Here is a 12359-nt window from a genome sequence, read left to right as displayed (position 1 = left end):
GACCAGTGAGTTCGTAAATCTCTACCTCTACAATGAACAGTGCGCTCCCAATTAAACTCTCATGTTTATTTCTATTTATAACTATAAATAAACACCCCTTAAGAATTATCATTTAAACTGTTTTAGTTTTAATGAATCATAGGACTTTTCTCGAAGATAATCATTTCCCCCATTTCGCTCACCATCAATACCCTAAAAACTGCTCTGTCTGCTTTAACTTTAACATAATATTCCAATTGCAAATCCCTTATTCTAAAAAAAATTAACACAAGAAAATTGTCTTCATTGACGACCTTCTTGTGTTAATTCTTCTTGAACTATCCCGCCTCGATAGTTCAAGAAAAAAAGCTGACTTAAAGACAGCTATTATCTTCTGCTAACGCACCCGGTAGTTCATTAAGAAAAGCGATTCCTATTAAAGAATCGCTCCCGTTGCAGAAAAAATGTAACTTCCTTTTATATGTTGACCCAAAGATAGTAACTGGAAAATTATCAGTTTAAATCCATATATTATTTTCAGCAGTTAGTTTAAAATTAGTTTCACCAGTGTTGACTACACCTTTAGGCTCTACCAGCATTATATGGCATTCCTTTTCAGCATAAGGCTTATGCTCCACACCTTTTGGTATCACATACATTTCTCCTTTGGAAAGTTTAACCTCTCCATCGCGGAATGCGATTGACATCTCGCCGTCTATCACGATGAATGCCTCATCGGTGTCTTTATGATCGTGCCATACAAAATCCCCCAGAATCTTAACTAACTTAAACTGATAGTCATTCATTTCACCAATGACTTTGGGCGACCAGTGTTCACTGAATTTGGACAGTTTCTCGCTAAGATTAATAGCATTATAATTGATATAAATCCCCCCAGAACTATTCTTACCTTTATTTTACAACTTCCATAGATTAATTGCTATTTTGATTAAGACCTCAAAAGTTTCTGCTGTTTTTCCACAAAATGGCCCAATTGTTGAACAAAGACCAAACACTACTCTTGAATCAACCTGCCCCGTTAGTGCCTTAAGAAAAAGAGTTGCAGCAGCAACCTACCTTATTTGCACCTAGTTAAGGATTGATATACTTAATAATGAATGATCCTGCCAATGTCATAGATGGGACTCAGACTTCCACTTTTCGCCTATCCATAAAAAATTTCACAAAAAGAGACTTCCATACACAGTATGAAGTCTTTTTGGAAGGCTCTTTTCGTAAAGATTGATGTTTTTAAAACGAAACCATTTAAGGTTGATTGGAGCGGAAGTGCGAGACTCCTGCGGGAGCAGCGGGACAGGTGAGACCCCACAGGCGTTTACGTCGAGGAGGCTCACCGCCCGCACCAAGGAAAGCGAGCATCTGGAGGGGAAATCAACCACAACTCACTACCTGGTAAATAGCAACAAAGTATGTGAAAACAGCGTTTTGGAAAGAGAAGAGTATTACGGTTTTAAAACGACTTTTATACATTCATCCTCACGATTATTAAAAATTCGATAACCATGACTTGCTTCTTCAAGGGTCGTATTGCAAAACAGAGCTTGAAGATACTTAAGTATGATGCCCACTATACAACTAATGAAGAATCTTTTCTTTGCAATCCAACTATCCTGCTCTATAGTTCAACAAGAGAAGTGAACAAAAAAAAGAACCCCTTTGCAATAAAGAAGTCCTTATTTATTCATTCAATTTCAGCTGCAAATTGAAACAATTCCGGGTGATTTATTTCCATATATATCCAGATAAAAGGTTTGCATCTGTTCGTTTTTACCATTTATGCATAATTTTACAAGCACAAAAACCATTAATTACCCCTAATTTATTTGATTTTCTCCGCCAACTCTAAAATAATTCCCTCTGGTCCACGACAGTAGCATAACTTATAACTATCTTCATATTGTTGTATCTCACTAAAGATTTCCGTACCTTTCTTTTTCAATTTGGCAACAAGAGCTTCAATATCTTCAACAGCAAATGCAATATGCCGGATGCCCAGGGTATTTGCAAAAGGTTGCTGACTATCTTTTTCATCTGACGGCGTATAAAATTTAATTAGCTCTATCCATGCCTGACCGTCTGGCTTCCCCAATCCTACACATGCTACTTTAACGTCATTAAGCCCACTCATCCGATCCATCAAATCTCCTTCCATTTCCCATTCCCCTTGCACTTCAAGTCCAAAATCGAGAAAAAACTCTTTAGCAGCAGAGAGATCATTTACGATTACACCTACATGATCTATTCTGTGGATCTTCATAATTCATACCTCCTTTGTTCCTGTTATTTTGCAATATCCTGTATTCTTACATTCTAATTCTCGAAAAACAGAAAATATCCTTCTTGTTGAAGAAAGGCAAAGAGCACTCTTCAATATCCTGCCCCGTTAGTGCCATAAGAAAAAGAGCTTCTGATCAGCTCTTGATTATTTTAAGTCAAATTTTTTTGGTAAAAGAAAAAGCTGCGTTAGAACGTTTTCCCTCCCGCAACTTTTACTTTATACCATTTCGTTTTTTTAAATTCTGGGGTTAACGATGGATGTGTTAGCTTTGGTTAGTCTACCTGCTCCCCAAACTTCTTTCCGAATTCTTCCATTAAATCAATAATAGGAATGAGTTCTTCCCCTTTTGAGGATAATGAATACTCAACACGAGGAGGAACCTCTGGATAAATTTTGCGATTAACTAAACCAGCTGTTTCTAGTTCTCGAAGTTGCTTTGTAAGAGAACCTTGTGAAATATCCCCTAAAAAAGCTTTGATTTCACTATAACGGCGCTCTTTGGACTTTATAAACCAAAGAATGAGATATTTCCAACGTCCAGATAGTATGTTTTGGGTATAGGCAATGCCATATACTTCTCTCTGTTCCTTTATACACTTTTTGTCAAATCCATCCTTACATATTCTAGACACCCATTCACCTGCTTTCTACTTTTAGGTACAAAAAAATGTACTATGGCAATTTTTATTGCCTTCTTCAAAGAAATGAGAATTGGTTATATTCTAGTATATGTAATAAAAACACTCAATATTTTTAATATCGAATAGATAAAGTGGTGATATTGATTCAGATAAAAATATCATTGTTAACTTTAAGCAGAACAACTCTTTGATATACAAATTCTTTAGGAGGAAAAATGATGAAATTTGGAATTATAGGTGCTGGAACAATCGGGTCGATCATTTCTAAAAAATTGGTTAAGAATGGACATGATGTAAAAATTGCAGATGCACGAGGAATTGAACATTTAGAAGGAAAAGAGCTTGCTGGAACACCTGTCCTTATAGAAGATGTAATGACCAATATTGAAGTTCTTATAATATCTCTCCCTTTAACAGCACTGCCAAGCATTCGGAACATTATCGAGCAAGTTGGGGAGGAAGTAATCGTCGTAGATACTTCAAATTATTACCCTAGCAGGGACCAAAAAATTGCAGAGATTGAGAACGGGATGGTTGAAAGTGATTGGGTTTCCAATCAATTAGGTAAACCTATCATCAAAGCTTTCAACAACTTGTTAGCCCATACTTTAGAAAATGAGGGAACCCCCGAAGGTACTAGCGGACGCATTGCCATGGCGATTGCTGGTAATGACGTATCACAAAAACAAATAATCATGGACGTAGTAAACCAGCTAGGCTTCGACACAGTGGATAGTGGTTCTTTAAGTGATTCGTGGAGACAGCAGCCAGGAACTCCTGCATACTGCACAGAACTAACAAAAGAAGAACTAACAAAAGCATTGGAAAAAGCAAATAAAGAAAAAGCCCCATTCCTGCGGGATAAGGTAATAGAGAAGTTATCAGCTTCTAGCTTCCCCCTCGCAAATAAAGATATCGTGAATATGAACAGAGAAATATATAATTCATAAAACAAAAAGGTGCACTCAGTTTAAAGTGTACCTTTTTGTAATATTGCCACCAAACAATCCACAAAAGCCCTTCCAGTCAGATCTCGATTTTTCTCATGATAAAAAGCTACCCATTAAGAGTGGGTAGCTAGTATTACATGTTATTTGAAAACAATTTGCAGTTTTCCAGATACTCTTCCAGAAGAGTATCCATCTTTCACATCCACATAAAATTTACCGATTCTCATATCTGTGAATAAGGTCTTTCCGCCAGCTAAGCTATGATAGCCTGTGCACTTTCCAGTACTGGCATTGCAGAGACGGGACCATATGTTACTATAATTAGTCAACAACTTACTTCCAGAAGAAGTCTTTAAATAGATTGGGGAAACCAGTTCTACCTGTAAGTCACTACCTCTGTTAGGATTTCCAATTTCACCATCCCATTTTCCATCTTCTGTTTGAAAAGAATACTGAGGAACACTTGCTTGTGCAGAAGAATTGCCTAATACCATTCCACCTACCAGAACTAACACAAACATACTTAAGATTGAAAATAAGTTTTTTATGTTATTTCCTCCTCCCATTTTATCCCTTTTATAATATCAGAATAAACTGATTATTAAAATGATTAAAAATGACTATACCTTCTTAGCTTCAAGCATGTTTTAAGTTTCGTCATCTTCATCGCTTTACAGTTCCAGTCACTTCGTTTTGAACGATCCTGCATCTATTTTCTTTTGGAGCGCATGCCTTTAAGTTTTGTAATGTCCTCTTGCTTAAGCAACTGGTTATACATTTCACTGTTAACATCATATATCGCAATTTTCCCTTGGTTATTATAATGAATTCCCCAACCATAATTTTTCACTAAAGGAGAAGCCCTGAAGCACGCCTTGGATTTTGAAAAGAACTGTTCTCGAAGTTCAGCTGCATTTTCGGCTTCCATTTGATTTTTGATTAAATATGTTTTGAATTGGACGTCTTCTTGTGTAAATTTATAGGGGTTATTGTTAATCAAATCATGCTCAATATAAGCAATGGTCGGTTTTTCGTTTCTGATGACAGGGACCTTTGCTGAAGAAACCTTTGAATCCTCTGAAATGGTAATAAGTGTGTTCTTATAACTCATATAACAACCTCCTTAGTCTACATACCATATCATACCATTATTCCCCTCCTCCATCCTGCCCCTTTGGCTCTATAAAAAAGCGTCGCTTCGTTATGTCTTCATAGCAATACAGATGATGAAAGGCTTACGTTAATGGGCGTTAAAGAAGGGTCACCATAACACTCATTATAGGAATTAATCCACCAAAAAAGGCTACTTAACGTAACCTTTTTTAGCACAATCATTTTCTATTTAAGGGCCTTAATTACTTCTTCTGTCGCCTCAGCAATAAGCTCGTCGTTATAATCAGCCTCTTTTTCATCACGACTTGAAAGTACAGCAAGAACAATAGGATCTCCTTTTGATGGCCATATGATCGCAATATCATTTCGCGTACCATATGATCCCGCTCCAGTCTTATCAGCCACTGCCCAACCTTTCGGCACTCCAGCACGAATTAAAGCATCTCCAGTAGTATTTCTCTTCATCCAATCTATTAAAAGTTCACGTTTCTCAGTTGGAAGTGCATCTCCCAATGTAAAAGCCTGAAGACTAGTAGCAAGTGCTATCGGTGTACTCGTATCATGCGTTTCACCAGGATTAACTACATTTAAATCTGGCTCAATTCGCTCAGGGTTGGTAACATTATCTCCAATTCCCTCCAGTACTTTTTTAAATCCAGCCGGTCCCCCCAGTTGTTCAAGGATAAGGTTTCCAGCAGTATTGTCACTGTATCGAAGCGAAGCATCCGCAAGCTCCTTAAGGGTCATCCCCGTATCAACATGCTTTTCGGTAATCGGATTATAATTAACAAGATCCTCACTTGTATAGGTAATTCTTTGATTAAGGTCTTCTATTGATTTCTGGTGTAAAAGTGCTCCTACAGCCAGAGCCTTATGAGTAGATGTAAACGCAAATCGTTCGTTCTCATGAAATTCCACGGTTTTTTTCGTTCCTGTATCAATGGCATAGACTCCAAGCTTTGCATCATATTCCTTCTCAAGTTGTTCAAATTTCTTGATTGTGGCTTCTTTTGCCGTATTATTTTCTGATGTTTGGTTAGTTCCCCCGGTTTGTTCTGTTTCCGACTGTTGTACAACCTGTTTTTCCTCATCTGAGCAGCCTGCAACCATAAGCACCAAGCCTATTGGTGCCAGTATTTGATAAAACCATCTTTTGTTCATCATGTAAACCTCCTAATTATTTGATTAGACTCTTATGTACGAATTGAAAAAACAACCTCATGCAAGGAGTTTCAACAGATTACGTTTGTAGTCTGATTACATCTGTAGTATAGTATTACATATGTAATCAAAGAAAGTCAATTCTTTATTTTTTTACCATCAAGCCACTATAAATTTGCTATAAACCTGTTTTATAAATTTAAAAGTCAAGAGAGGTGGTATTGAAGGACATGTTTTTAACCTACTTTATAATAGGTCTATTGGTGTCTTCATTTTCCGTTACTGTTATCCTCCTTATACGAAAATGGTTTGGAAGACAATTAACAGCAAAATGGCACTATCATTTGTGGATGTTTCTTTTTATGGCTTTAGCACTTCCTTTCATACCTACTGATTTATATAATTTTAGTTCTCTCTTTAGCAGCGGGGACATAAATCAAATTAATGCACCCAGCTCTAATATGGAAAAAACCGGGACCGATATGATGCAGGGCCTACACCTCATACAAGACTTTTCTGTATCGGTCAATCGGCCGGACCTGTCCTTACTTAATAGGGGAGTGATGGTTTTATGGTTGTCAGGGATGCTTTTATTTACCTTTACTATGGTTCGTGGATGGCTCACAATCAGAAGGATTAAGAATTATTCTTCTCCGTTTTCCAATCAAGAAGTCCTCGTGCTTTTCGAAGAATGCAAGAAAAGACTGCAGATAAGAAAACCAATAGAGATTGTTATTTCGAATAGAGTCCAATCTCCAATGATATTCGGGCTTTTTCAAACATATATCGTCTTACCTTCTCAGCATGAAAACTGGCTTAGCTTGAAAAATTACGAGTATATCTTTCTTCATGAACTGAATCACTATAAAAACAAGGATTTGCTGACAAATTACGTGATATTGTTCTATCAAATCATTTATTGGTTTAATCCCCTTGTTTGGCTTGCTTTTAGAGAAATGAGATTGGATCGGGAAATAGCATGTGATACATCTGTTTTACAGGTACTGGATGAACATTCCATTAGTGAATATGGAAATACTATCATTAATTTTTTGGATCTTTCAAAACGATCAAGTAATCTACAGTTGGTGACACAATTAAACGGTTCGAAGCTTCAAATCAAAAAACGAATTGAACAAATTTCTGCCTATAAGCATTCCGCAAAAAAATCATTAAGAAAAAGCGTCTTCATTTATGTGTTGGCCACTATCATTTTGACAATCCAATTACCTTTCGTTTCCGCATTTGCGACGGAAAATGACCGATACTATTTTAAAAATGACGGAGTAGTTCATGAGGATTTACAGCAATTCTTTAAAGGGTATGAAGGAAGCTTTGTTTTATATGATCATAACGCACAGCAATATCGCATTTATAATGAAGAAAAAAGCACTTTGCGGATATCACCTGATTCCACATACAAAATCTATAGTGCCTTATTTGCTCTAGAATCAAATGTGATATCACCCGAAGAATCCAAACTTTCATGGGATGGGACGGAGCAACCCTATGAAGCTTGGAATATGGATCAGGATGTCTCATCTGCTTTACAAAAATCTGTAAACTGGTATTTCCAGGAATTAGATCGTAGAACAGGATTTGAAACAATTCAATCCAATCTACAAAAGATAAACTATGGGAATTCCGATGTATCTGGGGAATTTAGTGAATTCTGGAACGAATCCTCATTAAAAATTTCTCCAGTCGAGCAAGTCCAGCTGCTGCAAGCCTTTTATAACAATCAATTTGGATATAAGGAAAGGCATATCCAAGCCGTGAAGGAAGCACTGCTCTTAGAAAAGAACGAAGAAGCCAGCCTATCGGGAAAAACAGGCACAGGAGCAGTGAATGGAAAAAACATCAATGGTTGGTTTATCGGGTATGTAGAGACGAAGAACAACACTTATTTCTTTGCTACCAATATACAAAATGAAGATGATTCATCTGGAAGCAAAGCTGGAGAAATCACTTTATCAATTTTAAAAGATTTAGGAATCTATAATGAAAATGGAGGGGAGAAATATGGAGAAAAACATTCCTAGTATATCAGAATCAGAATGGGAAATCATGAACGTACTTTGGGATAAAGCCCCTCAAACAGCGAATGACATCATACTTTCCTTACAGGAAAGTACCGATTGGAAACCGAAAACCATACGTACCCTTCTCGATCGATTGGTTCAAAAAGATGTAGTAGGTGTCAATAAAGATCAAAGAGTTTACACCTTTTACCCGCTCTATACACAGGAAGAGTGCCAGCGTGCAGAGACCGAATCATTTATCAAACGTATCTATGGAGGGGCCATGAAATCCATGCTTGTCCAATTCATTCACGAAGATACCCTATCTGATGATGATATCAATGAACTGCGCACTATTTTAAATAAAAAACCCAAAAAGTAATCCTATTAAAAAAATCGATTTGGAAATTCCACCTAAAAGAATAAAGAAAGCCTGCGATCCTTGTTATGTAAGGAAGGGGGCTTTCTTTTATTTCAGTTATTTTCTTTGACTTTTCTCTATTTTTTAAATGGAATTCGGGGATCTTCGTCTTTATAACGAGAATAAGTCGTGCCTGCGCTTTCCATTTCTGAGCATTGTTCATTACTGCAAGCAAACAGATAAGTTTGTATGTCAGTACGGACACTTACTCCAAAATAGTAGGGGAACTTTCCACCTTTATTTTTATCCATGTTTGCATCAATAGCGATAATATTCTCTTTTTCTGCTAACTTTTTATACTCTTTACTCTCAACTGTTTTCAGCACCATTTCACTTAAAATAACCTGTTCACTTTCGGACGGTTCATAAGCATGTTCAAAAATAAACCATCTGCCAAATAAAAACAAATTAAACCCTATACTGATTATCAATATTGTTATTAAAATCTTATTCTTCATATTTCCATTCCTGTACCTCTGTCTATCTCGATAGTCCCCGCCTCCTGTAATTCATTTAAACGACTTAAACTCTCTTCTTTATTAAAAGAACTATGCCAACGATAATCATATTGATCCAATATACGGTAATGGTTACTAATCAAATTTTGTTGCAAACGAAAATCCCCTCTATACTCGATCTCTTTCCACCATATCTTACCGCCCATTGTTTTTTCTTTAGGCGTACCACCATTTTTGCTAGCAATTAACTGAACAAAATCTACTGGATTGTCACCTATTGATGATATCAACAATTCGCTATGATTAAACAAAGCACAAAATGCAACAACGGTGGTCCAATTGGCATCTGTTCTTCTTTTTTCAATTTGAACTAGTGTTTTTTTTGAAATACCTAGAATTTCAGACATCTTATCTTGAGAAAAACCTTGTTCAGTTCGGACAAGTTTCATTTTTTCTGATATTAAATGGATGAACTCTTCTTTTTCCATATATACTAAATACTCCTTTTTAGTGTAATTTTACACTAAAAGTATTATTTTTCAATAAAAATACCCTTTTTGAATAAAAAGCAACTTTAAAACACAAATAAAAAAGCAAGAAATAACCTTGCTCTAAATAAGTTTGAAATGGAAATGTTTCTTAATAAAGGCTTATTGAACTAAACTGCACCTATAGTGCCATAAGAAAAAGCTGCCTTAAAGACAGCTCCGATCTTCAGCTAACGCACCCGTTACTTGAATTAGAAATTTAATTAGCTTTTCTTGGTCCTCTTTAAAAATAAATAACCTAAAACCCCTAAAATTAATGCTATACCTCCGAAAACAATAACTTGAAATATAATATCCCCTATAAACATAACCTGTTCCTCCTGTTTCTAAAAAACATTTTCCTAAATCTGTATACGAGATTTTTCCTAAAAAAGTTTCAACATTCTAAAAGTCTTAAACCAAACTGCCCCTTTAGTTCCATAAGAAGAAGAGCTCCAAAAGCAACACCATTATTGAAGTAAAACACCTGATACTTTAAGAATTTATTAGGCACTGATAATACTGTTTTTATTTTTTAAATAAATAAACAAATTAAATATGCTTAACCCTAAAATTATAAGAAACATATATGAGGAAATAACGTCTCCTGCTAAATTTAATTCATCAGCTATGTACCCCATAATAATAAGATTAATACCAGAAACTATTATTGAAATTATCGAAGTAATACTAACTGTGAATCCATTAACTAGGTTACTTCGTTTCTTTTGAACCAATAAAATAATAGAAATTACATTTAAACTAATTATAAAAGTAATAAAAACTAATCTTAAAAAATCGTATATTTCCAACCCCTCCATAGTCACCCTCCCAATTATCCTTTTACTACTTATTTTACCATGAAAAACCATTACTCTTATTAAACTATCCTGCCCCTTTAGTTGCATAAGGGGTACTTTTTTTAACTAATTTGAGTACGATAAGTGTAATGATTGTTCATTCAAAAGATAAATAAAATAAAATACAAATTTATATCTAAATGTATATATATGTTAAAATTAAAGTGATTTATATTGGATAAGGGGGAATGCATTTATGAGTAATAAAGAAGAGGAAAAACATAAAATAAAAAAAACTTCCCTAGATAGAGCAGGTCTAAGAGCTTTTATGGGAAATCCTGAGGACTTCAAACTTTCTTTTTACGGTATCTTTATGGCTTGTATCCCAATCATCATATTAGGAGTTGTAGTTTGGTACAATTGGTAACTAACCAACTTCTACCTATTATTGTTTGTTAACTTTAAACTCCATTTACTTCCACTCTTTATCCTACTAGTAATTCTATCAAACTCCACCCTTTTTAATTTTTTTTTAGAAGCAACCTTAATAAAAATGAATAAATAGAAAGGGCATATTTTGAAAATGATTAATCAAAACATGCCCTTATACTATTTAATTAGATTATTCTTTTATAAAAAAGATTAATCATTTTGGTATTCCTTAATCAACTAAAGCACTGTTAGTTTAAGTACATTCCTTCACAATCTTTGTAAATTGAAGGAGTATCACTCCATTTAAATTAACCTTTTTCTAACAATTCCTCCTCATCACATTTTATATTGATGAATTTAATTAAAGACGCAGTTACATACTTACCTTTTCGGTAAATGAATACTGTTTTGACTTTTCCGTATAGATTCGGTATTGAATGTTGTCTAATGATTCCGTCTTGTATATGCTTTGTAATCACATGAGCATCAGTTCCTCTTCGAATACCTCTAAAAATCGTGATGCACCTAGACTCCTACCGCAATTTTTTCACAATCCGAAACAATACGATGTAGACTAAACCTTATATATATCTTCTTCGTTTGGTAGAGAAGAAATCGCTCCTACCTTTGTACACACGACGGCACCCACTTTATTTGCAAAAAGAATGATCTCTTTAAGTTTACTAAAATCACTAAGAATTGTGTCATAGAACTCAAGATTTGCAAATTGAAATAAAGCTGCACCGACAAATGCATCACCAGCACCAGTTGAGTCAATTGAATTTACTTCGACACTGTTTATTACACTCATTCCACTTCCATTTGAAAGAAGAGTGCCTTCCCATCCAAGGGTAACAGCCACTATTTTTGCCCCTAAATGATGGAGCATTGCTATTCCATCATATTTATCCATTTTTCCCGTGATTAGTTCAAGCTCTACTTCGCTTACTTTTACAAAGTCAGCCATTGATATACCCTTTCTGGCTAAACTAATAAATTCAGCCACTCTATTTTTCCATAAATCATGTCGGAAGTTAGGGTCAAACGATAGAAATATCCCCCTATTTTGTGCAAATTCCATTGCCTTTAAATACGTTGTTTTAAAAGGGTCTTCCAGAAATGCAGTTGCAGATCCAAAGTGAATGATCTTTGCACCACTTAATCTATCTAGGTATAAGTTATCCTCTGTTAAATTTCGATCCGCTCCTCTATTGAATACAAAATCCCTTTCACCATTTGCTTGTAAAGAAACAAATGCTAAAGTAGTTGGTGCCAAATCATCAGTAACAATCATCGATGTATCAACCCCCACCTCTTTTATCGTTTCTATTAAAAATAATCCAAATGGGTCATTTCCTACTTTTCCAATAAGACTTGCTTCCCCTCCTAGCTTTGAAATAGCAGCTGCTACATTCGCTGGTGCACCCCCGGCTTTCTTTAGAAAATGAATACCTTCCATTAAATTAACATCAATATCTGTACAATAAAAATCGATCAAAAGCTCCCCAACGCATATGACTGCGCGGTTTGTTTTATTCATTTACATTACATCTCCAT

General features: G+C 35.4%; 14 protein-coding genes. 4 read left to right on the top strand and 10 right to left on the bottom strand.

The features are described 5' to 3' along the window. Positions 1-497 precede the first annotated feature (497 nt). The 3 genes from OTG27_RS22425 to OTG27_RS22415 form a co-directional block, all read right to left on the bottom strand. Positions 498-863: a cupin domain-containing protein gene (locus OTG27_RS22425; protein WP_034304537.1), complete on the bottom strand. Its 366-nt coding sequence runs from the start codon at positions 861-863 to the stop codon at positions 498-500. Between the two features lie 956 nt (positions 864-1819). Further along, positions 1820-2257, bottom strand: coding sequence for a VOC family protein (locus OTG27_RS22420; protein ID WP_098186383.1), 438 nt, complete (start codon positions 2255-2257; stop codon positions 1820-1822). Between the two features lie 293 nt (positions 2258-2550). Then, entirely contained in the window at positions 2551-2910 is a 360-nt protein-coding gene (locus OTG27_RS22415) for a winged helix-turn-helix transcriptional regulator (protein ID WP_057277250.1), read from the bottom strand. Positions 2911-3137: 227 nt separating this feature from the next. On the opposite strand from OTG27_RS22415, the gene OTG27_RS22410 reads away from it, so the two are divergent. Further along, positions 3138-3869 carry an NADPH-dependent F420 reductase gene (locus OTG27_RS22410; RefSeq protein WP_268938173.1) on the top strand — a complete coding sequence of 244 codons (732 nt, stop codon included), beginning with the start codon at positions 3138-3140 and terminating at the stop codon, positions 3867-3869. A 140-nt stretch (positions 3870-4009) separates the two neighbouring features. Here the strand turns inward: OTG27_RS22410 and OTG27_RS22405 are convergent, their stop codons facing one another. The 3 genes from OTG27_RS22405 to bla form a co-directional block, all read right to left on the bottom strand. After that, positions 4010-4435: a hypothetical protein gene (locus tag OTG27_RS22405; RefSeq protein WP_194719387.1), complete on the bottom strand. Its 426-nt coding sequence runs from the start codon at positions 4433-4435 to the stop codon at positions 4010-4012. Between the two features lie 143 nt (positions 4436-4578). Next, entirely contained in the window at positions 4579-4980 is a 402-nt protein-coding gene (locus OTG27_RS22400; RefSeq protein WP_268938172.1) for a DUF6157 family protein, read from the bottom strand. Between the two features lie 227 nt (positions 4981-5207). Then, complete coding sequence (bla, locus tag OTG27_RS22395) at positions 5208-6143, bottom strand: class A beta-lactamase (RefSeq protein ID WP_268938171.1); 936 nt, start codon at positions 6141-6143, stop codon at positions 5208-5210. Positions 6144-6373: 230 nt separating this feature from the next. Between bla and OTG27_RS22390 the strand changes: the two genes are divergently transcribed. Then, entirely contained in the window at positions 6374-8185 is a 1812-nt protein-coding gene (locus tag OTG27_RS22390) for a BlaR1 family beta-lactam sensor/signal transducer (protein WP_268938170.1), read from the top strand. Next, positions 8166-8546, top strand: a complete 381-nt coding sequence (gene blaI / locus OTG27_RS22385) for a penicillinase repressor BlaI (protein WP_268938169.1) — start codon at positions 8166-8168, stop codon at positions 8544-8546. The genes OTG27_RS22390 and blaI overlap by 20 nt, the downstream gene beginning before the upstream one ends. A 116-nt stretch (positions 8547-8662) precedes the next feature. Here the strand turns inward: blaI and OTG27_RS22380 are convergent, their stop codons facing one another. The 3 genes from OTG27_RS22380 to OTG27_RS22370 form a co-directional block, all read right to left on the bottom strand. Continuing rightward, a complete protein-coding gene (locus OTG27_RS22380) occupies positions 8663-9043 on the bottom strand; it encodes a hypothetical protein (protein WP_268938168.1) in 381 nt (126 codons plus the stop codon). Beyond that, entirely contained in the window at positions 9040-9531 is a 492-nt protein-coding gene (locus OTG27_RS22375) for a helix-turn-helix transcriptional regulator (protein ID WP_268938167.1), read from the bottom strand. The genes OTG27_RS22380 and OTG27_RS22375 overlap by 4 nt, the downstream gene beginning before the upstream one ends. A 545-nt stretch (positions 9532-10076) precedes the next feature. Continuing rightward, positions 10077-10391 carry a hypothetical protein gene (locus OTG27_RS22370; RefSeq protein ID WP_268938166.1) on the bottom strand — a complete coding sequence of 105 codons (315 nt, stop codon included), beginning with the start codon at positions 10389-10391 and terminating at the stop codon, positions 10077-10079. Positions 10392-10626: 235 nt separating this feature from the next. Here OTG27_RS22370 and OTG27_RS22365 point away from each other — a divergent pair, with 235 nt between their 5' ends. Then, the gene (locus OTG27_RS22365; RefSeq protein ID WP_268938165.1) at positions 10627-10797 is read left to right on the top strand and encodes a hypothetical protein; all 171 of its coding nucleotides are present in this window, start codon (positions 10627-10629) and stop codon (positions 10795-10797) included. 579 nt (positions 10798-11376) lie between these two features. Here OTG27_RS22365 and OTG27_RS22360 read toward each other — a convergent pair. Continuing rightward, positions 11377-12342, bottom strand: coding sequence for a carbohydrate kinase family protein (locus tag OTG27_RS22360; RefSeq protein ID WP_268938164.1), 966 nt, complete (start codon positions 12340-12342; stop codon positions 11377-11379). Positions 12343-12359 lie beyond the last annotated feature (17 nt).

The organism is Peribacillus sp. AS_2 (assembly GCF_026891895.1).
Lineage (GTDB): Bacteria > Bacillota > Bacilli > Bacillales > DSM-1321 > Peribacillus > Peribacillus frigoritolerans.
The sequence above is the reverse complement of the archived record's forward strand: the minus strand, read 5'-3'. Positions and strand labels throughout refer to the sequence as shown.